The organism is Stenotrophomonas sp. 01N47, from assembly GCF_056399165.1.
In genome coordinates, this window is record NZ_JBFTQU010000001.1 from 149,239 (window position 1) to 175,329 (window position 26,091).

The following is a 26,091-nucleotide window of genomic DNA, read 5'->3' on the forward strand; positions in this document are numbered from 1 at the left end:
TTGCCGGATCTCTTCATGAAGGCAGGTACGAAATGCAGCCAGGGCAACCCAAGGGCAACGGCAAGTACGCGCACGGCAAGACCGGGCTGCGCCGCATCCTGCATACCGTGATCCATTCCCGCGACGGCTTCGTCGCGACATTCAAGGGTGAGGCCGCGTTCCGGCAGCTGCTGTTGCTGCATGGCGCGCTGGCAGCCGTCGCGCTCCTGCTGGACGTCAACCGCAGCGAGCGCGCCCTGATGCTGATGGTCTGCTTCATCAGCCTGCTGGTGGAGCTGCTCAACTCGGCCATCGAAGCGGTGGTGGATCGCATCTCTCTGGAACACCATCCACTTTCCAAGAACGCCAAGGACATGGGCAGTGCCGCACAGAGCACTGCCCTGCTGATGGTGGCTACGGTATGGGCCGTGGTCCTGATGGGATGAGCAAGGAACCTGACAACTTCCTGATGAACGCGTCCAGATACTGCGCGCACTTCTGGCTCAGCGGATTCTGCACGTGCGTTCATGCTTCAGGTCTGTCCCGCAACATCCGATCATGCTTGTCTGGTGCACGGCATTGTTCTTCACCACGCTGGGAAACATCGCTCTCTGGAAGACGCTCTGGTCTCTCATCGATATCCATGATCTGCGCAGCGCTTTGTTCTTCTGCAGCCTTCCGGTGCTGCTGCTGTGCCTGTTCAATCTGCTGTTCACGCCCATCGGCATGCTTCCCTATGCGCGCAAACCGATGCTGGCGTTGCTGGTTGTCGTCAGCGCTGCGTGCACCTACTTCATGCTGCATTACAACGTACTGATCGACCGCGACATGGTGCAGAACGCGCTGGAGACCAACCAGGCTGAAATGACCTCCTACCTGTCGCTGCCGTTGCTGTTGACGGTGCTGTTGCTGGGCGCGCTGCCCACATGCGTTCTGCTGATCATGCGCAGTGGAAACAGCGGGCATCCTTTGCGGGCGGCGCTGGTGTGGTTGGGGAACGTGCTGGCGACGCTGATGGTGCTGGCAGCGGTAAGCCTGGCGTTCTACAAGGAGTATTCATCGCTGCTCCGCAACAACCGCTACATCCGCGAGCAGGTGCTGCCGATGAACGTCCTTCGTCACACCTATGGCTACCTCCGAAGCAGCTACAGCGCCAAGGCACAACCGCTGCGCACGATCGGCGAAGACGCCGCGCGGGCGCCCGGCGAGCGCCCGCGCCTGGTCATCCTGGTGGCCGGCGAGACGGCACGTGCAAAGAACTTCCAGCTCAACGGCTATCCGCGCCCGACCAACCCGCAGCTGTCACGCAAGGACGGCGTCATCAGTTTCCGGGACGTTGCGTCCTGCGGCACATCAACAGCGGTGTCACTGCCGTGCATGTTCTCGCAGATGCCGCGGTCGCAGTACGAGGGCGTCGCTGCGGCATCGGAAGAGAACGTACTGGACATCCTGCAGCGCACCGGCGCCAGCGTGCTCTGGCGCGACAACAACAACGGTGGCTGCAAGGGCGTGTGCAACCGCATTCCCACCGACGACATGCCGCCGCTGAAGGTGCCAGGGTTGTGCGTGAACAAGGACGGCACCTGCCATGACGAGATCCTGCTGCACCAGCTGGACACGCGCATCGCGGCCATGCAGGGTGATGGTCTGATCGTACTGCACCAGCTGGGCAGCCATGGCCCCACCTACTTTGAACGCTATCCCGCCGACTCCAGGGCATTCAGCCCTACCTGCGACAGCAACCAGATACAGAAGTGCAGCAACGAAGCACTGACCAACACCTACGACAATACGCTGGTCTATACCGACCGGCTGCTGGGCAAGGCCATCGACCTGCTGCAGACCTATTCGGAGCAGCGTGACGTTGCACTGATCTATGTCTCCGATCACGGCGAGTCGCTTGGCGAGCGCGGCCTGTATCTGCACGGAACGCCCTACTTCATCGCGCCACGCGAGCAGACCCAGGTACCGATGGTGATGTGGTTCTCCCCGGGCTTTGCAACCCATGCCCGCCTTGATCTGGCCTGCCTGCGCCATGCTGCGGGCACCGGATCCTACAGCCACGACAATCTCTTCCACTCCCTGCTGGGACTGTTCGATATCAGCAGCGGTATCTACCAGCCGGGACTGGATGTGTTCGCGGGCTGCCGCATTCCCTAGCGTACTGGCCAGTCACAGCGTCTCTGCCAATCGCAGTACATCCATGGGAAACGCGGCGTAATCGTCGAGCGGGGCGCTGTGGCTCTCCCGCCGTTGAATCTGCCTTACCGCCACCACGCCCTTGTCGGGAACAATGACCAGGTGCTGGCCGAGATAGCCGTTGGCGGCGTAGGCCGCTACCGGCCCTCGGTCGACGTCGAAGATGTCGCCGAGCTTCAGTCCACGCCCGGTGATTTCCGCAGCGTAGCGCTGTGGCCAGCTGGGTCCCAGCCGTTCGGCCAGGAAGCTGATCAGCGCTGACTTGCTGTCAAATACCTGGCCGTCGGCGGCCAGCAGCGCGTCCAGCATCACGGCATCCATGCTGCGAGCGCTCAGAAGCGTGGCTGCACCGGCCTTCAATCGGTAGTGCTCCCATGCGGGGATGCGCCACCACAACAGGCCGACGTCGGGGGAACGCGCGCTTTCGGCGGTCATCAACGCTACCGAGCGTTCGCTCAGCAAACGCTTGCCGTCCGGGGTGACGCCGCCGTCCAGCATCAATCGTCCGATCGCTGCAAGATCAACCGCCGACAACGACAGTCCGGCCATGCCCATGGGCGTCCCGGCCTGGTCCTTCATCCATGCATGGCCGGTGATGCCAAGCGGCTTGAACAACCGTTCGTCCAGATAGACATCCAGTGGCTTGCCGGCAAGCCGCTGCACGATGTCCGGCAGAAGATTGGTCGCCTTGTTGTTGTAGGCGAAGGTGGTGCCTGGATCGCTGGACACCTCGGCCGCCAGCGCCAGCTTCACCAGATCCGGCGCGCCCTCCAGTTCCACCCCCGCGTTGGCCACGTTCTGCAGGCCGGAGGTGTGGTCCATCAACATCCGGATCGTGATGTCCCGCTTCCTGCCCTGGCGCCATTCCGGGTACACCGTGCTGACCGGTTCGTCGATGGATGCGAGCTTGCCGTCATCGAGCAGCAGCCCGATGGCCAGGGCGACGACGGACTTGGTCGCCGACATCAGGTGGATGCGGTCTTCACCGGCTGCCGGCGCGATCTGCAGCAGCACCCCGCGCCCGCTTTCAATGTAGACCGCGTCGGAATGCGCGTTGCGGGCATTCCGCTCTATCGCTGCCAAGGCATCAGGCGTGTTGGCTGCGGCCACAAACGGGTGTAGCGCCAGGAAGAACAGGCAGGCAAGCAGAGGTGCTCTCATCGCGGGCTCCTTCAATGGACACAGAGACAATGACTACATTTGTAGTCAATCTGCAGTGCATGAAGTCATGCTTCATCCATCACCCTCCTCCCAGTGCCTGCCGCAGCGTTGGCAACTGGCGGCGGCTGCACGGCACCCGTGCACCATCGGCCATGTGCAGCAGGGCTTCACCGCCATCGGCAGGTTCTATCGAGCGCAGATGACGTCGGTTGATGAGCCAACTGCGGTGGCAGCGCAGGAAAACGGAAGGATCAAGGCGCTCCTCAAGTGCGGCCATCGTCATCCGCAGCGGATAGTCACATCCGCGCACCCGCAGGTTCACATAGTTGCCGGAGGCCTGGGCGTACTCCACCTCCTCGGTGGCCACCAGGAATTCCTTGCCCAACTTGCGCACAAGGAAATTCTGGGGCCGTTGAACAGGCTCGACTGGCGGGCCATCTTCCGGCGCTGCCAACAGATGGGCTTCGCCTTGACGGCGGCGGCCGAACCAGCTCAGGAAATGCTCCAGCGCCACGAAGCTGAAGAAGACCCGCACGTCCTTCAGGTACTCATACAGCAGCCGTGACGCCCAGCTGGAGCCATCCACATACGTTGTACCAAGCCCAAGGTAGGTGACCTTGCGCACCGCCATCATGCCCAGCACATGCAGCAACGACCATCCCACGCTGGCCAGCAGGTACAGCGGCAGGCGCCGCTTCCAGGTGTCGATGTGCAGGGGCCAGCGCCTGCAGCCCCACCACAGCATCGGCAGGCAGGCCAGGATCACACCGACGCTGCTCAGCTCCCAGACCAGCGGTTCCCACAGCGCAAGTACATCGCCACGGCGCTGTGCGTCCATGACTTCCACCACGGCATTGGCCACGGCCACCACCAGCAGGATCCCTGCCCACATCAGCAGACGGGAGGCCAGGGGCAAGCGTGGGGAGGAAGGGACAGGCATGGGGTGGTGGCCACACAGAACGGCGCATAACGCGACAAGGTGGCAATTCTAGCCGCGCCATCCATCCCACGAACCCCGCCATTGGTCACTTTCCGGCAGCGGGCCATCCCTTCGCCGCTGGCGCTGCCAGCCACGTGCCGCACATTGGCCCGATCTTGCCTCCACCAGAACCATCATGACGCGCCGCCACGATATCGATGCTCTTCGCATCATCGCCTTCGCCCTGCTGATCCTCTACCACACCGCCATGGCGTACGTGGGCGAATGGGGCTTTCATCTCAAGGGCAGCTTCACGACCGACGCACTTCAATGGCCCATGCGCCTGCTCAACGGCTGGCGCATGTCACTGTTGTTTCTGATTTCCGGGGTGGCCATTGCGCTGACACGAAACCGGCTGCAACGCGGCCGCTTCATTCTGAAGCGGACAGGGAGGCTGTTGCTGCCACTCGCCTTCGGCATGTTCGTGGTCGTGCCCATCCAGCCGTACTGCGAGGGTGTAAGCAGAGGCATGGTCGCGCCCGGATTCTGGGAATTCCTGCTGCGCTACTGGCAGGTGCGCCCATGGCCGGAAGGCAGTTTCGCCGGTGATCGTTTCGGCATCACCTGGAACCATCTGTGGTACCTGGCCTATCTCTGGGTGTATACGACGATTCTGGCCATCGCCCTGCCGGTGCTGGATTCGGCGCCATTGCGATCGGCCAGCCGGCGGTTTGCCAACGCCCCGGGCTGGATGCTGACCGGGCTTCCGGCGCTGCTGTTGCTGCTGTTGCTGGTGTGGCTCGTCCCGTCCTACCCTGCCACCAACACCCTGGTGGACGATGTCCATCAACATGCCAAGTATGGGACGGTGTTCCTTGCCGGTTACCTGCTCGGCCGTGAGCCGCGCTTCTGGGAACGGATCGAGGCGCTTCGCTGGGCAACACTGGCCACGGTACTGGGTGCTGTTGCGTGGTACCTGTTCCTGGAAGCGCTCGGGCGCTGGTTGCCTCCGGCATCACCACTGCGCCAGTGGCCGGAACCTTTCTGGCGCCTGCAGTCGCAGTACTGCGAGGTGGTGTACTCGTGGGGAATGCTGCTGACCCTGCTCGGCTGGGGCAAGCACTGTCTGGATCGCCCCTTCCCTTGGCTGCCGTACTGCACGGAGGCCATCTACCCTTGGTATGTCCTGCATCAGAGCCTGATGATCGCCGTGTTGTTCTGGCTGAAGCCGATGCAGCTTGGGCCTTGGATGGAGCCGGCGCTGGTGCTGCTCGGCACGGTAGGCGGTTGCCTGCTGCTGCACGAATTGCTGATCCGACGTTCCCGCTGGCTGCGGCCCCTGTTTGGACTGAAATCAAGCGTGCGCTGAATGCCTGGCGGGGCCATGGCGAAAGCCGGATGGCCTTGAGGCATCGACTCAATGTTCCCGGGGAGTCTTTAGGTCCACCAGCCACCCGGCGGCTATTTGATCTTCAACTCCGGCAGAAGAGGATCAACATCAACCAGTTCCAGTGACTTGACCATGTGCAGCGTCCCGCTTTTGTACTTGAGGAAATGCGAGCTCTTCACATGCTGTTCGTAAGCCTGTCGGCTCGCATAGATTTCAAGGATTGTCAGCCGGGTCGGATCTTCCTTGTCAAAGACCGCATACAACGACAGCACGCCGGGCTCCAGCTCCATTGAAGCGCGAACCTCCTCAGCCAAGGCGTCTCGATAGGCAGGCAGATGGTCTGCATTGACGGTGATCTTCGAGAGCCTTGTCATCTGTACCTCCTGCGCTCCAACACTGACGGGTCCTGCCAGCATGCTGATCAACGTGCCGATGATCATCTTTTTCATTCAATCCTCCAATGCGCGCGCGCCATGCGACGGAATCTCCCGTCTGAACATCATTCGTGCCGAACGTCCAGCTGGCATTGAATACCGACACGAACACGTTCCGCGGCCTCCAGGCCGAAGCGCGCTTCGAGAACAGCAGCCAGCGCGTACAGCTGCTCTGGGCGCAGCCCTATGTTCATGCTGATGCCAATGTGAGACTGCAACTGCGGCTCCACCCCGGACATGGCAGCCAGCATGCTGACCGTGGCCAACTCGCGGATTTGCCAATCAAGGTTGTCGCGCTCGAAGATGTCGCCAAACAGATGCGTACGCAGGTACTCATTTGCCTGGGGTGCGAAATCGAACAAAGGCCCTGAGACCGGGCCGCCAGCCAGCCTGGTCTGATTGGCCGTGCCTGCGGCGAGCAGTGCGTCTCCTTTGGGGATCGGCCTGCCCGGCTCGCGGCCAGCTTCATCCTGGATGCCCCGCTGCCTGCGCGCCTGCACCACCCTCATCAGTTCGCTCAACGCGTTCAGGCTCCGTGGGAAACCTGCATAGGCATAGACCTGCACGAGGATCTCGCGCACCTCTGCCACGCTCAGGCCCGCGTCCAGAGCTTGATTCAACGCCTGATCAAGGGCACTCATGTTGCCCGCCGCTGCGCAGGCGCTGATTGGAATGATGGCTTGCTGGTGGGCATTCAGCCCGGTGACAGAGAACCGGCTGTAGTTGCTGTTCATAGCTGCTCCTTCGTGTGCAGGGGACGTAGCCAGACGTCTACTCGAACTCGATCCGCGCTTCCACCGGTCCCTCCGCGCGAAGCGCCTTTAAGTCCCCCTCGATGCGGCCCAACCGCACCAAACCCTTCGAGTAACGGAACGGCCTGTGGAAGAGCGCCAGATTTCCCCACGGCGCGTAGAAGGCGATATCGCCGGCCACTGGCGTGAACCCATCCGGTTCGCCGGCGATGTTGAGACAGTACGGGAGCTGCGCGATCTTCTCCGTAGCTGCATGGTCCTCAAGCTGCAGCGTAATCGGCAACTGTGCGGCGAATTCGCGTGCAGGGACGCTGTCCTCCAGCGTGGCCGACAACGTCTGGTTGTTGATGATGAGTCGAACCTTCACTGAGGGGACCTCCGGGTTGGATGCGTTTTTCATGGGCGCGACGGTGTGATGTCTCTGCTCGGCAGAGCATGCGGACACCGCCGCGAAGGCAAGGCAAAGCGAAAGCAGCTGACCAATGATCCTCGTCGCGCGCCTCATCAGCCTCATGCCTCTACGGCGACCGCCGAGCCGGATGCGGACGCAGCATCGGCGGCCGTGACATAGGCGAGCAATGCCGCGAACAGCAGCAAGCCCGCACTGGCCAGGAATGTGCAGGCGAAACCAACACTGTCCAGCAGCACGCCGCCAAGGCTGGAACCCAGCGCGATCGAGCACTGCACCACCGCTACCATCAGCCCGCCGCCCGCTTCAGCGTTGTTGGTGAACGTGCGTGCCAGCCAGCTCCACCAACCCACCGGCGCAGCCGTGGCCAGCAGACCCCATACCGAAAACAGTGCGGCCGTCGGCCAGAGTTGAGGCCCCAGCGTCACGAGCGCCGCGGCAATCACCGCCATCAGGATCGGGACGGCCACCAGTGTGCGATAAAGACCACGCCTGATGAATGCCCCGATCGCGAGCGTGCCGACAACGCCGCTTGCACCAATGGCCAGCAGCACCAGCGGAACGGCGGATTCCCCTGCACCCGTGACCTTCTCCAGGAACGGGCGCACATAGGTGAACAAGGCAAACTGCCCCATGAAGAAGATGCCGCACGCCGCCATTCCCAACATCACCACCCGCCGCCGCAGCAGGGCCAGCACCCCGCCCCGGGATTGCCGTCGTTCCGCGGCCATGGAAGGAAGACACAGCCACTGCCATGCCAGCGCGATGGCGGCCACAGGCAGGAGGCACAGGAATGCCCCACGCCATCCGATCACGCCGCCAAGGTAGCTGCCCAAGGGGGCAGCCACTACCGTTGCCAGCGCGTTGCCGCCATTGAAGATCGCCAGTGCTCGCGGCACCCGCGCTGCTGGCACCAGCCGCATGGCCGTGGCCGCAGACAACGACCAGAAGCCACCGATCACCACGCCGATCAATGCCCGGCCCATCATGTAGATCGGGTAGCTGGGAGCCAATGCCACCACCACGCCGGATACCGCCATCAATGCGGTGAGCGTCAGCAGCACTGTCTTCCGGTTGATGCTCCCGGCCAAGCGGGAGATCGACAGGCTGGTCAGCACGGCGAAGGCACCAGAGATGGCAATCCCATACCCGGCCAGCCCTTCGCTCACGCCAAGGTCAGCCGCCAAGGGCGTAAGCAGGCTCACCGGCATGAATTCAGAGGCGATCAGTGCGAACACGCACAGCGTCATTGCCAGCACCCCGCCCCAGTTGGCCCGGTCGGCCGTCGCGTCGTTGCTGCTCATTTCCCAGCGAGACCTTGCTGGAAGAACGTCGCCAACCTTGCGAAGGGAATCAGGTCGGTGCGGTCATACAGGTCTACATGACCGGCATCCTTCACCCAGTAGAGCTCCTTCGGCTGCCCTGCCCTGCGGTACGCGTCCTCGCTGAACTCACGCGAGTGGGCGTGGTCGCCAGAGATGAACAGCATCGGTCTGGGCGAGATGGTCTCGATATCGTTGAAGGGGTAGAAATTGACGAACTTGACCAAGCTGCTGAACAGCGGCTGGGTGGTCAAGTCGCTGCGCTCGCCTTCGGCAGTGTAAGCGCCACGCGACGTGCGGTAGAAATCAAAGAACTCGCGCTGCACTTCGGACGTATCGGCCTCGAGCTTGTTCACGGTGCCAGGTACATGGACTGCCGGCCCGCCGTTGAACTCGACCAGACGCTGATCCGTTGCAGCCTTGATCATCTGCCTGCGCTGCTCCAGCGATTGCGCGTGGTTCAGCCCTTGGCGCGCGGCGGCCCCCATGTCATACATGCTGACCGTAGCGATTGCCTTGATGCGCGGGTCGATCTTGGCTGCGCTGATCACGAAACTGCCACTGCCACAGATGCCCAAGCCACCAATCCGCTGCGGATCCACGAACGACTGCGTGCTCAGGAAGTCAACCGCCGCGCTGACGTCGTCCGAATAGATTTCCGGCGACACCAGGTGCCGCGGGGTACCGGCGCTCTCTCCCCAGAAGGAAAGATCGATCGCCAACGTAACGAAACCCTGCTCCGCCAGCTTCTGCGCATACAGCTGTGAGCTCTGCTCCTTCACCGCGCCCATCGGGTGTCCGACCACCACGGCGGGTGCGCGGCCTCCACGCGTCAGGCCCTGAGGCCGGTACAGCGTCCCGACCACTTCCATCTGGTACTGGTTGCGGAAGCTGACGCGCTCGCCTTTTACGCTGGCGCTTCTGTAGAAATTGTCGGCGCCGGCGGTTCTTGTGGCCGCCGGCGCCTCAGCGGACAAGGCCGACTGCGGAACGAAATGGCTGGCGATCAGTGCCAGCAGCAGCGTGGTGGGTTTCATGTGCGGACGGCCTCAGTGGGACTCAGGTCGCCACGATAGGCGCCACCCGCTACCGCGATAAGCCAGCTGAAAGTTGATGCATTATTGAGTTTCGCTCACAATTGGCTCATGAACGGCGTGAAGACCAATGATCTGCAAGCCTTCCTGATGGTGGCACAGGAGCAGAGCTTCACCAGGGCAGCTGTCCGCCTCGGTGTTACGCCCTCAGCGCTGAGCCATTCCATGCGGCTGCTGGAAGAGCGCCTGGGCATCCGCCTGCTGGCCCGGACCACGCGCAACGTCTCCCTGACCGAGGCGGGCGAGCGCCTGATGCGCTCCATTGCACCGCATTTCGAGGCCATCGTCGCCAGCGTCGAGGCACTGGGGGATCTGCGCGACCGCCCGGCCGGAACTCTTCGTATCTCTTGTACGGACGATTCCATGGAGACCATCGTCCGCCCTCGCCTTGCCGGGTTCCTCGCCGAGTATCCGGACATCACACTTGAGTTCTACGTCGACTACGGCTTCACCAATGTGGTTGAACAGCGCTTCGACGCCGGCATCCGGCTGGGTGAGGCGCTCAGCAAGGACATGATCGCGGTCAGGGTCGGACCGGATTGGCGCCTGGTGGTGGTTGGATCCCCCGACTACTTCCAGAAGCACGCCAAGCCAAGGAAGCCCGCCGATATCACGCAACATCGCTGCGTGCACATCCGGCATCGCCCGAATGGCGCCATCTATGCGTGGGAGTTCGAGGAGAAGGGCAAGGAGTTCACCGTGCGCGGCGACGGGCCACTGGTGTTCAACAGCATGATCCACGTCATCAATGCCGCACTGGATGGACTGGGCCTGGCGTATGCGCCCGAGCCGATGGTGGCCGACCACATTGCCGAGGGGCGGCTGGTTGCCGTGCTGGACAAGTGGTGCTTGCCTTTCCCCGGCTATCACCTGTACTACCCGAACCGTCGGCAGCCCTCGCCAGCATTTTCGGCGCTGGTGGCCTGGCTGAAGCGGGACGCTTAAGGTCCGCGGTGGTGCCAGGTCGGACCGAAGCACGGCGGCCTGCATTGCGCGCGCCGGCTGACGGCCCAGACGCACGCGCGCAGGCGCGACTCAGCGATCGGGCGTATCCGACAGGCGCGCCATGACAGCCGCCCGGCACGCATCCAGGATTTCGTCCGCCAGCGGCGAATCATCCGGACAGGACCTGGACAGCACCACCGCGCCCACGGCCATGGCCATCAGGGCTATCCGGCGCGCACGCGCCTCCGGGCTGGCGTCCTCGCTTGACGGATCATCCTCGCCGGCAGGGCGCCCTACCTGGGCTTCAATGCCGGCGGCAAAGGCTGCCTTGACCGTTGCCGGCTGGCGCGCGGCGTCTGCACTCAACGCGGCCATCGTGCAGCCGTGGCCTGGGTCATCCCGATGCTCCCGGGAAAGGTAGTAGCCAAGAAATCCCGCCAGATCCATGCCCGCTGCGGCGTCGGCAGATTGCGCCAGGCCGCAGATGGAGGCTTCGGCCATGAGGTCGGTCTTGGAGCCGAAATGCTTGTAGAAGCCGCCGTGGGTAAACCCTGCAGCCGCCATCAGGTCTGCGACGCCTACACCGTCGTAGCCCCGCTCCCTGAAGAGCGTGGATGCGGTTTCGACAATGTGCGCCCGGTTGGTCTGCGCTTGTGCCTTGGTGACCTTCATGACCCGATGCCCCAGGGGCTGTGCTGCGGAAGGACGGCAGTCTAACACATATGGATTACGCTCATCATCAAACCATTGACATCATGGATTACGGTCATCATCATTGCGGCAACGACCACCAGCCCCGCATCAGATGACGACCACCACACTCTTCCAGCCCTACCCCCTTGGCCCGCTGACGCTGGCCAACCGTATCGTGATGGCACCGCTGACGCGCAACCGCGCCGATGCCGGCCTGGTGCCCAGCCCGCTGGCGGCCACCTACTACGCCCAGCGGGCCTCGGCCGGCCTGATCATCACCGAGGCCACCCAGATCTCGGCGCAGGCCCAGGGCTACCAGGACACGCCGGGGCTCTACACCCAGGACCAGATCGACGGCTGGCGCGCGGTCACCGATGCCGTGCACGCCCGCGGCGGGCGCATCTTCGTGCAGCTGTGGCACGTGGGCCGCATCTCGCACGTGGATCTGCAGCCCGGCAATGCCGCGCCTGTCTCCGCCTCGGCCATCCGCGCGCAGACCAAAACCTTCGTCCACAACGGCTTTGTCGATGTGTCCGAACCGCGCGCATTGGAGATCGACGAGCTGCCCGCCATCGTCAACGACTTCCGCCAGGCCGCCGCCAATGCCATCGCCGCCGGTTTTGACGGCGTGGAAATCCACGGCGCCAACGGCTACCTGCTCGAACAGTTCATCAAGGACGGCGCCAACCAGCGCACCGACGCCTACGGCGGCTCCATCGAGAACCGCGCGCGCCTGCTGCTGGAGGTCACCGCCGCCGTCGCCGGGGAGATCGGCGCAGACCGCACCGGCGTGCGCATTTCCCCGGTCTCGCCGGCCAATGCCATCGCCACGGTCAGCGACCCGCAGCCGCAGTACGACTACATCGTCGACCAGCTCAGCGCGCTGGGCATCGTCTACCTGCACGTGGTTGAAGGCGCTACCGGCGGCCCGCGTGACGTGGCGCCCTTCAATTTCGATGGGCTGCGCGCCCGCTTCAAGGGGACCTATCTGGCCAATAACGGCTACGACGTGGACCTGGCCAGCGCACGCCTCGTCGAGGGCAAGGCAGACCTCATCGCGTTTGGCCGCGCCTTCATCAGCAATCCCGACCTGGTGGAACGCCTGAGGACCGGCGCGCCCTTGAACGCCTTGAACCCCGCCACGTTGTACGGCGGCGGCGCGGAAGGCTACACCGACTACCCCGCGTTGACCGATACGACGCCGCAGTAACCCTCACACGGCTTCACGCCGCACGCCCTTTTCGCCCCCCCCATTCCAAGAGACACACCATGAGCCTGCTTCCCACCGTTCTCATCACCGGCGCCTCCAGCGGCATCGGCACCGTCTACGCCGAACGCTTCGCCCGCCGCGGCCACGACCTGGTGCTGGTCGCGCGCGACACGGCGCGCCTGGAAACCCTGGCCGCCCGCCTGCGCCAGGACACTGGGGTCGCGGTAGACGTCCTGCCGGCCGACCTCACCCAGCGCGCCGATCTGGCCAACGTGGAAACCCGCCTGCGCGACGATACCCGCATCGGCATCCTGATCAACAACGCGGGCGTGGCCCAGTCCGGCGGCTTCACCGACCAGTCGGCCGACAGCATCGAACACCTGGTCACCCTCAACACCCTCGCCCTGACGCGCCTGGCCGCGGCCATCGCCCCGCGGCTGGCCAACGCCGGCGAAGGCGCAATCGTCAACATCGGCTCGGTAGTCGGCCTGGCACCGGAGCTTGGCATGACCGTCTACGGCGCGACCAAAGCCTTCGTGCTGTTCCTGTCGCAGGGCCTCAGCCTGGAACTGTCGCCCAAGGGCGTCTACGTGCAGGCCGTCCTGCCGGCGGCCACCCGCACCGAGATCTGGGAGCGTGCCGGGATCGACATCAACACGCTGCCCGAAGTGATGGACGTTGGCGAACTGGTCGATGCCGCCCTGGTCGGCTTTGATCGCCGCGAACCGGTGACCATTCCGCCGCTGCATGTGGCCGAACGCTGGGACACGCTGGAGGCATCGCGCCAGGGCCTGCTCTCGGATCTCCGCCAGGCGCAGGCAGCGGAGCGCTACCGCGCATGAAAGCCTTCCTCATCGACCGCTATGGCAAGCAGGAAACGGGGCACGTCGGTGAGGTACCAACGCCACCGCTGCGCGACGGCGATGTGCTCATCCGCGTGCACGCAGCCAGCGTCAACGCGCTGGACACGAAGATCCGGCGTGGCGAGTTCAAGGCGGTCCTGCCGTATCGCCTGCCGCTGATTCTGGGCAACGACCTGGCCGGTACGGTGGAGCGTGTGGGCGCGGGCGTTTCCCAGTTCAAACCGGGCGATGAGGTATATGCACGTCCCGACGATGATCGCATCGGCACGTTCGCCGAGTTCATCGCGGTCAACGCGGGCTCTGTGGCGCCAAAGCCCGGCAACCTCAGCATGGTGGAGGCCGCCTCGCTGCCGCTGGTCGCACTGACCGCGTGGCAGACGCTCGTGGAAACCGCACAGCTGAAGCCAGGACAGAAGGTCTTCATCCAGGCGGGCTCCGGCGGCGTCGGCACCGTGGCCATCCAACTGGCCAAGCATCTGGGAGCCTTCGTGGCGACCACGACCAGCACGGCCAACGTCGCGTGGGTGAAGGCGCTGGGCGCGGATGTTGTCATCGATTACAGGCGGCAGGACGTCGCCTCGGAACTCCGCGACTACGATGTGGTGCTCAACAGCCTGGGTAAAGAGGAGCTGGAGCGCTCGCTGCATATCCTCAAGCCGGGCGGACATCTCATCTCCATCTCCGGGCCACCGACGCCGGCCTTTGCCGCCGCGCGCGGGCTCGGCTGGCCGCTCAAGCAGGTCCTGCGCCTGCTCAGCCGTGGCATCCGCAGCAAGGCAAGGCAGAAAGGCGTGACCTACACCTTTGTCTTCATGCGGGCCGACGGGCAGCAGTTGCGCGGGATCACCCCGCTGGTCGAGTCCGGTGCGATCCGCCCGGTCATTGACCGGGTGTTTCCGTTTCAGGATGCCCAAGGCGCGTTGGCTTACGTGGAGAGCGGGCGGGCGAAGGGCAAAGTGGTGGTGGAGCTGCCTTGGTTGGACTAATGCGGCCCGCTGGCCAACTGCGGGTGCGACCACCTTCAGTTGGCCAACAGGACGCTCAGGACAGATGACGGCTAGAGGTGAAACGCCGGACCTGACGAGAGCGTCGCCGAGCTCACCCTGACACGGAACGCAATGAGCACGCTGGCGAGCAGCATCACTGCCGCGGCAACGGTGAGGACAGCAACGATGCCTCCCAGCCCGAACACCAGGCCGCCCAAGGCCGCCCCCGCCGCGATCGAGGACTGCACAGCAGCAACCACCATCCCGCCGGCACTCTCGGCCTGATCGGGCACCGCACGTGCAACCCAGCTCGACCAGGCCACGGGCACGCCACCGAAGGCCAGGCCCCAGAGCGCGACCAGGATCGACAGCCCGCCAACGCCCACCGGCAACAGGAGCATGCCCAGCGCGGCTGCGCCAACCAAGGCGGGCATGATCACCAACGTGACTTTCAAGCTGCGCTCCATGAGCCAGCCGGCCAGCAGGGTGCCAACGAAATTCGCCACACCGAATCCGAGCAGAATCAGCGCCAGGCCATCCGCGCTCATCTGCCCCAGGCTCTCCAAGGTGGGACGGATGTACGTAAAGAGCGCGTACTGACCGGTGTGCGCCAGAACGCAGCCCAGCATTCCCACCGCAACGCCAGGCCGGCGCAGGAGCCCCACCACCGACTCGGGGACTGCCGCCTTGCGCGGGGCCATGCGGGGCAGCGTGAACCACTGGAACGCAAACGTGAGTCCACCTACCGCCGTCGCCGCCCAGAACGCGCTGCGCCAACCCAGCAGCCCGCCGAGGTAGCTCCCCAACGGAACGGAGACCACCGTGCCGACCGCAATGCCGCTGAAGATGATGGAGAGCGCGCGAGGCACGCGCTGCGGCGGCACCAACCGCATGGCCACTGCCGCTGCCATGCTCCAGAAGCCGCCCAGCGCGACGCCCAGAAGAACGCGCATCACCAGCAGCACGCCCATGCTGGACGACAACGCCACCAAGGCGTTGGAGAGAATCATCAAGCCGGTGAAACTCAGCAGCACCAGCCGCCGGTCTATCGAACGGGTCAGGCGCGGCACCAGCAGGCCAGCGAACAGGGCCACAACCGCTGTGACGGTCACGGCTTGCCCGGCCAGCGCCTCCGACACCCCCAGGTTCGCCGCCATCGGCGTCAACAGGCTGGCAGGCAGATATTCGGCCGTGAGCAGCCCGAATACACCCATGGCCAGCGAAAACACCGCCACCCATGCCGATGAAGAAGGCTCCCCGCTACTCCAGGCCACAGAATCCGGTGCGCCTGCGGCATCAACTACGTCATTACTCATCAAAGATCCCAGTGCAATCGTGCAGCCGAGAGTCTAGGGAGCCATGTCCGGATGATCTATGATTGTCTATCCTGTATTTTTGATCGAAACCCCGGATCGTCTCAATGAGCTACGCCCCACCCCAGCCCACCGATCTGATCAGCGAGCTGCTGACCGGCATGCGGCTGCATGGCGTTCAATATCGGCGCATTCAGACCGGGCCGACCTTTGGGCTTGGATTTCCTCCGAAGCCAGGCCATGCCTACTTCCATTACCTGGCCGTGGGCACGGCGATTCTTCGCGGCGCGGACGGCAGCCAGCACCTGCTCTCCGCCGGGGACGTCGTGCTTCTTCCCCGCGGAGACGAACACGCGTTGCTGTCGGGCGACGACCACCTCGTCCAGTGCCTGGAAACGATAGACGCAGCCCCGTTGGGTGACGCGGTGAGCGGCATAGACACATGCCCGAGCACGCATGCCGTGCCGAGCGCAGTGCTCTTCCACGGCTGCATGGTGTTCGATCTGGGCGGCATGCAAGGGTTGAGCAAGGTGATGCCGGCGGTGATGTTGGCCGATGGCAACGGCACGCAGTTCCCTGGGCTGTTGCCTATGGTCGACGCGATGAAGCGCGAGGTCTGCTCCGGACGTATCGGATATGCAGGAATACTCTCCCGGCTGGCGGATGCAGTGGCCGCCATGATCGTTCGTGACTGGGTCGAGCGCGGTTGCGACGGCGCATCCGGCCTGGTCATGGCCATGCGCGACCCGCGTCTATCGCTGTCGTTGCTTGCCCTGCACAGAGACCCCGGGCGTGACTGGACCGTCGAAGCGCTGGCCGCAGAATCCAACATCTCACGCTCTGTCTTTGCAGATCGGTTCCAGACCGTTATTGGAACCGCCCCCCTGCGGTACGTGACTGAGCTACGAATGCAATTGGCGAGCCAATGGCTGACCCACCAGAGCCTACCGATCGAGGTAGTGGCAGAGCGTCTCGGCTACGCGTCGCAGGCCGCTTTCAGTCGCGCCTACAAGCGCATTATGGGGCACTCGCCTGGGGCGACTCGGCGCGGGCGCGCCTTGGCCTCGACATAGAAAGACCTGCCGCCCTGCCTCCGAACACCCGTCTCGCACTGTGCGGTTCATCGCCGCTGCAGCTCTGCAGCGCGCTTCATCATCAATGCGCACTACGTTCCCGAAGACCAGCAGTGCGCCGGGCAGGCTGACATCCATCGTAGTCGAGGAGCGCGAGCGCGATGGATGGCGCGTTGCCGGCCAGCGGCCGGCACTCCCCTTGCCTTGCTGACTGCGGGTCGCCTCAGGATCAGACCGCATTGAGCGGCGACCACGCCAACCGGGCCCGGCCTTCACAGTTACCACGGCCCCTGCAATGCAACCATGCAGGACGCGCCCTGCCCCCATCGGTAACCTATGCCCCACCTTCGTCGTCTTTTTGGCCGCTGGCTGCGCCTGCGTCGTCGTGTGCGTTGGCGCTGGCGTGAGCACCAGGCCTCGGCCCCGGCCATCGAGGCCACCGAGGGCCCACTGCGTGCCGCGCTGTACAACGTTGAACAGATGGAGGAGTACGGCCGCGCGCTTGCGCGACAGCATCGCGTGCGGTTGCGCCCCAGCCCGGAGCGCCTGCTAGAACGGCTGCAGGCCAACGAGCGTGTGCTGGAAGACGCCAACACGCTGCTGAGCAGCGTAGTGCGCGAACAGCGGCCGGTGACCCCGGCCGGGGAATGGCTGCTCGACAACTACTACCTGGTCGAAGAACAGATCCAGACCGCGCGACGCCACCTGCCGCGCGGCTACAGCCGCCAGTTGCCTTCACTTGCCTCCGGCCCATCGGCCGGGTTGCCACGGGTGTATGAGCTGTCGATGCAGGCGATCGCGCACGGTGACGGCCGCATTGACGCCGATACGCTGGGCCGCTTCATCGCCTCGTACCAGTCGCTCGCGCCGCTGAGCCTGGGCGAACTGTGGGCCGTTCCGATCATGCTGCGCCTGGCACTGCTGGAGAACCTGCGGCGCATGGCCGCGCGGGTGATGCGCGATGGGACCGACCGCCGCCTCGCTACGCAGTGGGCTGACAACCTCAATCGCGCGGCGTCCGACACCCCTACCGATGTGGTCCTGGTGGTTGCCGACATGGCGCGATCCGCGCCGCCGCTGACCGGCGCGTTCATCGCCGAACTGACGCGCTCGCTGCAGGGGCGCGGCGGCGCGTGGGCCATGCCCATCGCCTGGCTGGAACAGTGGGCGGCAGCGGCTGGGCAGCGCATCGACGAACTGGTTGCCGCCGAGGGGCAACAGCAGGCGGCCGACCAGGTCTCCATCGGCAACAGCATCGGCAGCCTGCGCTTCCTCTCCACCATGGATTGGCGCACCTTTGTCGAAGACATGAGTGTGGTCGAGCAGCGGCTGCGGGAAGACCCCATGGCCGTCTATGCGCAGATGGATTTCGGCACCCGCGATGCCTACCGCCACGTGGTGGAGAAGATTGCCCGCGGCAGCCGCATCGCCGAGGAGCGCGTTGCGACCATCGCGCTGGACCTGGCACGGGCGGCTACGCCGGCGGACGGCCCGCGCACGCACGTGGGCTACTGGCTGGTCGGCGAAGGCCTGCAGACCACTGTTGCGGCGGTGGCCGAGGCAGCACCGCGCCACCGCAAGGCACGGCGACTGGCGCATCGCGTGCCGCTTGCGCTGTACCTGCTGCCGATCGGCCTGCTGGCGGTGCTGGCCACCAGCGGCCTGCTGGCAACCGGCAGCGGCTCGGTACCTGTCTGGCTGGCGGCGCTGCTCGGGCTGCTGGTGTTCAGTGAGCTGGGCATCGTGCTGGTGAACTGGACCGCGACGGTGCTGGTCGCCCCCAGGCCGCTTCCCAAGCTCGATTTCAGCGAAGGCATTCCTGCCGCGTGCGCCACCGTGGTCGCGGTCCCCTCGATGCTATCCAGCGTCGACGGCATCGACGTTCTGGTCGAAGCGCTGGAGGTGCGTTTCCTGGCCAACCGCGATCCCCACCTGCGCTTCGTGTTGTTGACGGATTTTCTCGATGCCCCAGCAGCACAGGCGCCGATGGACGACGCTCTGCTTGCGCACGCCGTGGCACGGATCGAGGAACTGAACCATCGTTACGCGCCCGAGCGCGGCGACCGCTTCTACCTGCTGCACCGGCCCAGGCAATGGAACCCGGGCGAAGGTGTGTGGATGGGCCACGAGCGCAAGCGCGGCAAGCTGGCCGCGCTCAATGCCCTGCTCCGCCAAGGCGATGCGGCTGCGTTCATGCGCATCGTCGGAGACGCGGTGGCCCTGATCGGCGTCCGTTACGTCATCACGCTGGACTCGGACACGCAGCTTCCGCGGGATGCGGCACGCGCGTTCGTCGCCACCTTGGCGCACCCGCTCAACCGCCCGCGCTTCGATCCGCAGCTGCAACGCGTGGTGGAGGGCTACGGCATCCTGCAGCCCAGCGTCGGCACCAGCCTGGGCAGGCGCCGCACCTCGCGTTTTGCCAGGATGTTCGGCAGCGAGCCCGGCATCGATCCGTACACGCGCATGGTCTCGGACGTCTACCAGGACCTGTTCGGCGAAGGCTCGTTCGTGGGCAAGGGCATCTATGACGTCGACGCCTTCGAGCATGCGCTGGAGGGCCGCCTGCCCGAGAACCGCATCCTCAGCCACGATCTGCTGGAAGGCTGCTATGCACGCGCAGGCCTGGTCAGTGATGTGCGCCTGTACGAGGACTATCCCGAGCGCTACGCCGCCGACGCCAAGCGCCGTGCGCGCTGGATCCGTGGCGACTGGCAGCTGCTGCCGTGGTTGTTGCCGTGGACACCGCGCCCGGGCCTGGGTTGGGAACGCAACCGGCTCAGCCTGCTCTCGCGCGGCAAGTTGCTGGACAACCTGCGCCGGAGCGTGGTGCCGATCGCTGCCCTGGCGCTGTTGGTAGCCGGTTGGCTGTACGCGCGGAACCCTGCTGCGTGGACCGCGTGGGTGCTGGCGCTGTGGTTCGCGCCGCCGCTGATAGGCATGCTGCGTGATGGCCTGAGCGTTCCGGAAGACACTCCGCTGGAAGCGCATTACATCAAGGTCGGGCGCGGTACGTTGCAGTCGTTGCTGCGCGCATCCACCCAGATTGCGTGCCTGCCCTACGAAGCACTGCTGGCCAGTGACGCCGTGCTGCGCACGCTCTGGCGCATGGCCGTCACACGCCGTCACCTGCTGCAATGGAATCCCTCCAGCGAAGTCGAGCGCCGCCTTGGCAGCGACCGTGGCGCGGAATGGCGGGTGATGGCGCCGGCCTCGCTGCTGGCGCTCGCGCTGGTGGCTGTGGTGGCCGGCGTGCGTCCGCAGGCATTGCCGATCGCCCTGCCGCTGCTGTTGGCATGGACCTTTGCGCCGGCATTGATGGCGTGGCTGGGCCGCCCGCCGGCGGCAAGCGTGGCCGAGTTGTCGGTCACGCAACGGGCGTTCCTGGGTCGGCTGGCGCGGCGCACCTGGTCCTTCTTCCAGGCCTGGGTGCGCGAGCAGGATCATTGGCTGCCGCCGGACAACATCCAGGAGCATCCTGCGCTGGTGGTCGCGCGGCGGACCTCGCCGACCAACATCGGCCTGTCCCTGCTGGCGAATCTGTCTGCGTGGGATTTCGGCTATCTGCAGCAGGGCGCGGTGGCTGAACGTACCGCCCGCACGTTCGATACGCTGGACCAGCTGCCGCGCCATCGCGGCCACTTCCTCAACTGGTACGACACCGAAACCCTGGCGCCGCTACCGCCGCGCTACGTCTCCACCGTGGACAGCGGCAACCTTGCCGGCCACCTGCTTACCCTGCGCCAAGGCCTGCTCGCGCTGGTGGATGCGCCGGTGCTGGCGCCGCACACGTTCGATGGCCTGGCCGATACGCTGGGCGTGCTGGAAGAGGAGCGGCAGCGTCATCGCGCCGACGATGCGCCGCTGGTCGAGGCGCTCAATCATCTTCGCCAGCGCTTGGCGTCTACGCGTGTCGACCGTCCCATCGGGACGGCGCAGTCGCTGGCCCGTCTGCAGGAACTGGCCGGTCTGGCCGACGCCGTGCTGCTGCAATGGCCGGCACCGCCCTCGCCCGAAGACGGTGAGCTGCATTGGCCGGCGCTGTTCGCCGCCGAATGCCATGCCGCCCACGCCTCGCTGGCCGATATCCCTGCCGATGCCAACGCGGCCGTCGATGCACCGGTGCCAAGCCTGCGCCAGTTGGCCGCCCTGCCAGGTACGGCCGGCGCGGACGCGCGCGCACGCATCGAGCAGCTGCAGGACCTGGCGCACCGCGCCGGGCAGTTCTCGCTGATGGAATACGGGTTCCTGTTCTACCGTACCCGCAACCTGCTTTCGATCGGCTACAACGTAGACGACCACCGCCTCGACAACAGCTTCTACGACCTGCTGGCTTCCGAAGCGCGGCTGGGCGCGTTCGTTGCCATTGCGCAGGGCCAGCTGGCACAGGAAAGCTGGTTTGCGCTCGGCCGCATGCTCACCGAGGTCAACGGCACGCCGACACTGCTGTCATGGAGTGGCTCGATGTTCGAGTACCTCATGCCGCAGCTGGTGATGCCCAGCTATCCGGACACGTTGCTGGACCAGACCGCACGGCACGCGGTCGAGGCACAGATCGTCTACGGCCGTACGCTGAACCTGCCATGGGGCGTATCCGAGTCCGGCTACAACGCCGTCGATGCCCGCCTGAACTACCAGTACCGGGCGTTCGGCGTGCCCGGATTGGGGCTCAAACGCGGCCTTGGGCAGGATCGGGTCATCGCGCCCTATGCCAGCATGATGGCACTGATGGTGGCGCCGGAAGCGGCCTGCCAGAACCTCCAGGCGCTGCAAGAACTGGGCTTCTGCGGGCGTTTCGGCATGTACGAGGCGATCGACTACACGCCCACCCGGGTGCCGCCGGGACAGGATCACGTCCTGCTGCGTTCGTTCATGGCCCACCATCAGGGCATGGGCCTGCTGTCGCTGGATTACCTGTTGCGCGACCAGCCGATGCAGCGCCGCTTCCTTGCCGATGTCGAGTTCCAGGCGACCTTGCTGCTGCTGCAGGAACGTATCCCGCGCGTGGGCGTGTTCCATCCACATGAGGTCGAAGCGCTTGGCGAGCACTCGGCACTGGCCGAGCACGAGACGTCCCTGCGTGTCCTGCGCGACCCGGGTGGCCCGCGCCCGGAAGTGCAGCTGCTGTCCAACGGTCGCTACCACGGCATGCTGACCCATGCCGGCGGCGGCTACAGCCGCCACGGCGACCTGTCGCTTACCCGCTGGCGCGAGGACGGCACCACCGATGCCTGGGGCACGTTCTGCTATCTGCGCGACGTGGACAGCGGCGAGTTCTGGTCTGCCGCCTACCAGCCCACCTGCGTGGCAGTGGACAATTACGAGGCGATCTTCTCTGACGCCAAGGCGGAATTCCGCGGTGTGCGTCGCGGCTGCGAGAGCCACCTGCAGGTCGCCATCTCCGCCGAGGACGACATCGAGCTCAGGCGCCTGCGCCTGACCAACCGCAGCCGTCGCCCGCGCACGGTGGAGATCACCACCTATGCCGAAGTGGTGCTGGCACCCGCGGCGGCCGACGATGCGCACCCGGCCTTCAGCAACCTCTTCGTGCAGAGCGAGATCCTGGCCGCCAAGCAGGCGGTGCTGTGCACGCGCCGGCCACGTTCGCACGACGAGGTGCCGCCGTGGATGTTCCATCTGGTGGCGGTGCACGATGCGGAAGTGGTGGCGATCTCCTATGAAACCGACCGTGCGCGCTTCCTGGGCCGTGGCAACACGCCGCGGACGCCGCAGGCATTGACCACCGATGCCGACCTGTCCGGCACCGATGGCTCTGTGCTGGACCCGATCGTGGCCATCCGCGTCCGCGTGGTGCTTGAGCCCGAGCAGACCGTACAGCTGGACATGGTGTATGGCATCGGCGCCAGTCGCGGCGGTTGCGAAGCACTGGTGGACAAATACCGTGATCGCCGCCTGGCCGACCGCGTCTTCGACCTGGCCTGGACACACAGCCAGGTGGTGCGCCGGCAGATCAACGCAAGCCAGGCCGAGGCATCGCTGTATGAGCGCCTGGCCAGCCACGTGCTGTATGCCGGTCCGCTGCTGCGCGCCGGTGCAGGCGTCCTGCAGCAGAACCAGCGAGGACAATCCGGGCTGTGGGGCCATGCCATCTCCGGTGACCTGCCCATCGTGCTGCTGAAGGTCACCGACGCGGACAACGTGGAACTGGTCCGGCAACTGGTGCAGGCGCATGCCTACTGGCGCCAGAAGGGCCTCAACACCGACCTTGTCATCTGGAACGACAGCAAGGCCGGCTATCGGCAGGAGCTGCAGGACCAGATTCTGGGGATGGTGGCCGCCAGTTCGGAGACCGGCCTGCTCGACCGCCCCGGCGGCATTTTCGTGCGGCCGGTGCAGAACATGACCCACGAGGACCGCATTCTGTTGCAGGCGGTGGCACGGGCGGTCATCAGCGACGAAGACGGTACGTTGGTCGCGCAGGTGGGGCGTCAGCCGTTGCCTCCGCGACGGATCCCGGCCCTGGTGCCGCAGGCGCTGCAGCAGGAGCTGGCCCTGTCGATGGAGGCGACGCCCGGGCTGCCCATCGTTGCCGACCTGGGCCCGGAGCCCGGACTGCCGCCGAGCGCCGAGCACGACGAAGAAGTGGACGACCCGTGGCCTTTCCTTCCCTACCGCGGCACCGGCCGATTCGACAACGGCACCGGCAGTTTCAGCGAGGACGGCCGCGAGTACGTGGTGGTGGTACGCGAAGGCGCGCCGACGCCGGCGCCATGGGCCAACGTGATCGCCAACGCCCGCCTGGGCACGGTCGTCAGCGAGAGTGCACCGGGCTACACATGGTTCGAGAATGCGCACGAATTCCGCCTGACGCCCTGGCTCAATGATCCGGTGTCGGACACTGGCGGCGAAGCCTTCTACGTGCGCGATGAGGACACCGGTCGTGTCTGGTCACCGATGCCGCTGCCGCGCCGTGGCACCGGCGCGTACCGTACGCGCCATGGCTTCGGCTACACGGTCTACGAGCATGTTGAAGACGGCATCGCCAGCGAGTTGTGGGTCTTCGTCGACGTCGCCGCGCCGCTGAAGTTCTCGGTCCTGCGGCTGCACAACCTGTCGGGCCGGCCACGGCGGTTGTCGGCCATAGGCTACGTTGAATGGGTGATGGGTGACCTGCGCGCGAAGTCGCGCATGCACGTGCTCACCGAACGCGACCCGCAGAGTGGCGCGCTGCTGGCGCGCAACACCTACAGCACCGACTTCGGTGGCCGGATGGCTTTCTTCGACACCGATGCCGATGGCTGCGGCTGGACCTGTGACCGACTGGAGTTCATCGGCCGCAACGGCAGCCTGCACGCACCGGCGGCGCTGCGTCGCGAGCGCCTGGATTCGCGGCTGGGTGCGGGCCTGGATCCCTGCGCGGCGATCCAGGTGCCGTTGCTGCTGGCTGCAGGCGACCGCAGCGAAACGACGTTCCGCCTTGGCGCCGGGCGCAACCGCAAGGAAACGCTGGCGTTGGCACGAAGCCGCCAGGGCGCCCATGAGGCCATCGATGCGCTGGACGCCGTGCGCATCCACTGGCGCAACGTGCTGGCCACGGTGCAGGTGCGCACGCCAGACCCGGCGCTAGACGCACTGGCCAATGGTTGGCTGGTATACCAGACGCTGGGCTGCCGCTACCTGGCACGCAGTGGCTACTATCAATCAGGCGGTGCGTTCGGTTTCCGCGACCAGCTGCAGGATGCACTCGCCCTCGTGCACGCTCGCCCGGACCTGACCCGCGAGCACCTGCTGCTATGCGCTGCACACCAGTTCACCGAAGGCGATGTGATGCACTGGTGGCACCCTCCGCAAGGTCGCGGCGTGCGCACCCGCTGTTCGGACGATTACCTCTGGCTACCGCAGGGCGCATGCCGCTACCTGGAGGTTACCGGCGACGCCAGCGTGCTGGACGAAGTGGTCGGCTACATCGAGGGGCGCGCGGTGACACCCGAAGAGGAAGGGTATTACGACATGCCCACGCCTTCGACGCAGCGCGGCACGCTGTATGCGCACTGCGTGCTCGCGCTCGAGCGCGGTTGCCGCTTGCTCGGCGAGCGCGGCCTGCCACTGATGGGCAGCGGGGATTGGAACGACGGCATGAACCGCGTCGGCGACCAGCAGCGCGGTGAAAGCGTGTGGCTCGGCTTCTTCCTGCATGACACGCTCCGCCGCTTCATCGGGCTGGCCAACGCGCATGGCGATGCACCCCGTGCAGAGTGGTGCCAACAGCAGGCCGAAAGCCTGCGCCAGAACCTGGAACAGCATGCCTGGGACGGGGCATGGTATCGCCGCGCCTGGTTCGACAACGGCGCCCCGTTGGGCTCGTCACAGAACGAAGAATGCCGCATCGATTCGATTTCGCAGAGCTGGTCGGTGCTGTCAGGCGTCGCCGCGCCTGAACGTGCCTCCCAAGCGCTGGATTCGCTGTACACGCACTTGGTGCGAAAGGACGCCAAGCTGATCCAGCTGCTCGATCCGCCCTTCGACCAGACCCCGGAAGACCCCGGCTACATTCGTGGCTACGTACCGGGCGTGCGCGAGAATGGCGGCCAGTACACCCACGCGGCCGTGTGGGCGGCCATGGCATTCGCACAGCAGGGCGATGCGGTGCGTGCCTGGGAGCTGGCCGGCATGATCAACCCGCTCAGTCACACGCTGGACCCGGAGGCGATCCAGACCTACCGCGTCGAGCCCTATGTGCTGGCAGCCGACGTCTACGCCGTGCCTCCGCACGTCGGGCGAGGCGGCTGGACGTGGTACACCGGCTCGGCCGGTTGGATGTATCGCCTGCTGGTCGAATCGCTGCTGGGCATACGTCGGCAGGGCGATCGTCTTTCGTTGGCACCGTGCCTGCCCGATCACTGGCCGTCATTCGAACTGAGCTACCGCTTCGGCCGCAGCTTCTACGAGTTCGTGGTGACCCGCACTGCGCAGGACCAGCCCACGCTGCACGTGGATGGCGTGCTGCAGCCGGACCTCACCGTCCTGCTGCGCGACGACGGCCATCACTACCGCGTCGCGCTTGACCTGGGTGCGGCCCCGGGATGAACGTGCGCCCTGAAGTACAGGTGCAGCTTGATGCACTGGCCGAGATGCTGGAGCACTGGTTGGCGCGCTCGCGCCATCCGGCGCAGTTCTGGCCGCAGTTTGAAACGCTGGCTGCGGAGATTCTGGACCAATGCGAGCACGCAGAAAGGGACCAGGCGCACGCGTGCATCCAGGCCATGCTCAAAAGCCACGCGCTGGAGCTTCCATCCTGGTACGAGCGTGATGACAGCCTGCCGCCGGGGACGCCAGGAGAGTGATGGCCAGCGCGCTGCGTTACGATGCCGGGCTCAACTGACCAGAG

General features: G+C 65.4%; 19 protein-coding genes. 10 read left to right on the plus strand and 9 right to left on the minus strand.

Annotated elements, in window-relative coordinates:
* Nucleotides 1-32 precede the first annotated feature (32 nt).
* Both AC1DKR_RS00640 and AC1DKR_RS00645 read left to right on the plus strand, forming a co-directional pair.
* Nucleotides 33-425, plus strand: coding sequence for a diacylglycerol kinase (locus tag AC1DKR_RS00640; RefSeq protein ID WP_478030363.1), 393 nt, complete (start codon nucleotides 33-35; stop codon nucleotides 423-425).
* A 112-nt stretch (nucleotides 426-537) separates the two neighbouring features.
* Nucleotides 538-2,139, plus strand: coding sequence for a phosphoethanolamine transferase (locus AC1DKR_RS00645; RefSeq protein ID WP_478030365.1), 1,602 nt, complete (start codon nucleotides 538-540; stop codon nucleotides 2,137-2,139).
* Between the two features lie 12 nt (nucleotides 2,140-2,151).
* On the opposite strand, the gene AC1DKR_RS00650 is transcribed toward AC1DKR_RS00645, so the two are convergent.
* Both AC1DKR_RS00650 and AC1DKR_RS00655 read right to left on the minus strand, forming a co-directional pair.
* A complete protein-coding gene (locus tag AC1DKR_RS00650; RefSeq protein ID WP_478030367.1) occupies nucleotides 2,152-3,339 on the minus strand; it encodes a serine hydrolase domain-containing protein in 1,188 nt (395 codons plus the stop codon).
* 79 nt (nucleotides 3,340-3,418) lie between these two features.
* A complete protein-coding gene (locus tag AC1DKR_RS00655) occupies nucleotides 3,419-4,231 on the minus strand; it encodes a LytTR family DNA-binding domain-containing protein (RefSeq protein WP_256993946.1) in 813 nt (270 codons plus the stop codon).
* A gap of 223 nt (nucleotides 4,232-4,454) precedes the next feature.
* On the opposite strand from AC1DKR_RS00655, the gene AC1DKR_RS00660 reads away from it, so the two are divergent.
* On the plus strand, nucleotides 4,455-5,627 hold the full coding sequence (locus AC1DKR_RS00660; protein ID WP_478030369.1) for an acyltransferase family protein: 1,173 nt from the start codon (nucleotides 4,455-4,457) through the stop codon (nucleotides 5,625-5,627).
* Nucleotides 5,628-5,719: 92 nt separating this feature from the next.
* On the opposite strand, the gene AC1DKR_RS00665 is transcribed toward AC1DKR_RS00660, so the two are convergent.
* The 5 genes from AC1DKR_RS00665 to AC1DKR_RS00685 are packed head-to-tail and all read right to left on the minus strand — an operon-like array spanning nucleotide 5,720 to nucleotide 9,602.
* Nucleotides 5,720-6,097 carry a putative quinol monooxygenase gene (locus tag AC1DKR_RS00665; protein ID WP_447945103.1) on the minus strand — a complete coding sequence of 126 codons (378 nt, stop codon included), beginning with the start codon at nucleotides 6,095-6,097 and terminating at the stop codon, nucleotides 5,720-5,722.
* 50 nt (nucleotides 6,098-6,147) lie between these two features.
* Nucleotides 6,148-6,816, minus strand: coding sequence for a carboxymuconolactone decarboxylase family protein (locus tag AC1DKR_RS00670; RefSeq protein WP_442243558.1), 669 nt, complete (start codon nucleotides 6,814-6,816; stop codon nucleotides 6,148-6,150).
* A gap of 37 nt (nucleotides 6,817-6,853) precedes the next feature.
* Nucleotides 6,854-7,339, minus strand: coding sequence for a cyclophilin-like fold protein (locus tag AC1DKR_RS00675; protein ID WP_478030373.1), 486 nt, complete (start codon nucleotides 7,337-7,339; stop codon nucleotides 6,854-6,856).
* Between the two features lie 5 nt (nucleotides 7,340-7,344).
* Nucleotides 7,345-8,547: an MFS transporter gene (locus tag AC1DKR_RS00680; protein WP_478030375.1), complete on the minus strand. Its 1,203-nt coding sequence runs from the start codon at nucleotides 8,545-8,547 to the stop codon at nucleotides 7,345-7,347.
* Nucleotides 8,544-9,602, minus strand: a complete 1,059-nt coding sequence (locus AC1DKR_RS00685; protein ID WP_478030377.1) for an alpha/beta hydrolase — start codon at nucleotides 9,600-9,602, stop codon at nucleotides 8,544-8,546. The genes AC1DKR_RS00680 and AC1DKR_RS00685 overlap by 4 nt, the downstream gene beginning before the upstream one ends.
* 108 nt (nucleotides 9,603-9,710) lie before the next feature.
* On the opposite strand from AC1DKR_RS00685, the gene AC1DKR_RS00690 reads away from it, so the two are divergent.
* Nucleotides 9,711-10,604 (plus strand): LysR family transcriptional regulator, encoded by an 894-nt coding sequence (locus tag AC1DKR_RS00690; protein ID WP_478030379.1) that lies wholly within the window; start codon nucleotides 9,711-9,713, stop codon nucleotides 10,602-10,604.
* 90 nt (nucleotides 10,605-10,694) lie between these two features.
* Here the strand turns inward: AC1DKR_RS00690 and AC1DKR_RS00695 are convergent, their stop codons facing one another.
* Nucleotides 10,695-11,276, minus strand: a complete 582-nt coding sequence (locus tag AC1DKR_RS00695) for a TetR/AcrR family transcriptional regulator (RefSeq protein WP_230109497.1) — start codon at nucleotides 11,274-11,276, stop codon at nucleotides 10,695-10,697.
* 133 nt (nucleotides 11,277-11,409) lie between these two features.
* Between AC1DKR_RS00695 and AC1DKR_RS00700 the strand changes: the two genes are divergently transcribed.
* From AC1DKR_RS00700 to AC1DKR_RS00710, 3 genes are read left to right on the plus strand one after another with little or no spacing between them, the layout of a single operon-like run.
* A complete protein-coding gene (locus AC1DKR_RS00700) occupies nucleotides 11,410-12,507 on the plus strand; it encodes an alkene reductase (RefSeq protein WP_478030383.1) in 1,098 nt (365 codons plus the stop codon).
* A gap of 59 nt (nucleotides 12,508-12,566) precedes the next feature.
* Complete coding sequence (locus tag AC1DKR_RS00705) at nucleotides 12,567-13,349, plus strand: SDR family NAD(P)-dependent oxidoreductase (protein WP_394195640.1); 783 nt, start codon at nucleotides 12,567-12,569, stop codon at nucleotides 13,347-13,349.
* A complete protein-coding gene (locus tag AC1DKR_RS00710) occupies nucleotides 13,346-14,356 on the plus strand; it encodes an NADP-dependent oxidoreductase (protein ID WP_312106650.1) in 1,011 nt (336 codons plus the stop codon). The genes AC1DKR_RS00705 and AC1DKR_RS00710 overlap by 4 nt, the downstream gene beginning before the upstream one ends.
* Before the next feature lie 71 nt (nucleotides 14,357-14,427).
* Here AC1DKR_RS00710 and AC1DKR_RS00715 read toward each other — a convergent pair whose 3' ends face one another.
* Complete coding sequence (locus AC1DKR_RS00715; RefSeq protein WP_312106647.1) at nucleotides 14,428-15,672, minus strand: MFS transporter; 1,245 nt, start codon at nucleotides 15,670-15,672, stop codon at nucleotides 14,428-14,430.
* A 104-nt stretch (nucleotides 15,673-15,776) separates the two neighbouring features.
* On the opposite strand from AC1DKR_RS00715, the gene AC1DKR_RS00720 reads away from it, so the two are divergent.
* From AC1DKR_RS00720 to AC1DKR_RS00730, 3 genes are all read left to right on the plus strand, one after another.
* Nucleotides 15,777-16,742 carry an AraC family transcriptional regulator gene (locus AC1DKR_RS00720; RefSeq protein ID WP_394195637.1) on the plus strand — a complete coding sequence of 322 codons (966 nt, stop codon included), beginning with the start codon at nucleotides 15,777-15,779 and terminating at the stop codon, nucleotides 16,740-16,742.
* A 336-nt stretch (nucleotides 16,743-17,078) separates the two neighbouring features.
* Nucleotides 17,079-25,790: a glycoside hydrolase family 94 protein gene (locus tag AC1DKR_RS00725; protein WP_478030395.1), complete on the plus strand. Its 8,712-nt coding sequence runs from the start codon at nucleotides 17,079-17,081 to the stop codon at nucleotides 25,788-25,790.
* Nucleotides 25,787-26,047: a hypothetical protein gene (locus AC1DKR_RS00730; protein ID WP_478030397.1), complete on the plus strand. Its 261-nt coding sequence runs from the start codon at nucleotides 25,787-25,789 to the stop codon at nucleotides 26,045-26,047. Before AC1DKR_RS00725 ends, AC1DKR_RS00730 begins: the two co-directional genes overlap by 4 nt.
* The last annotated feature ends 44 nt before the right edge of the window (nucleotides 26,048-26,091 follow it).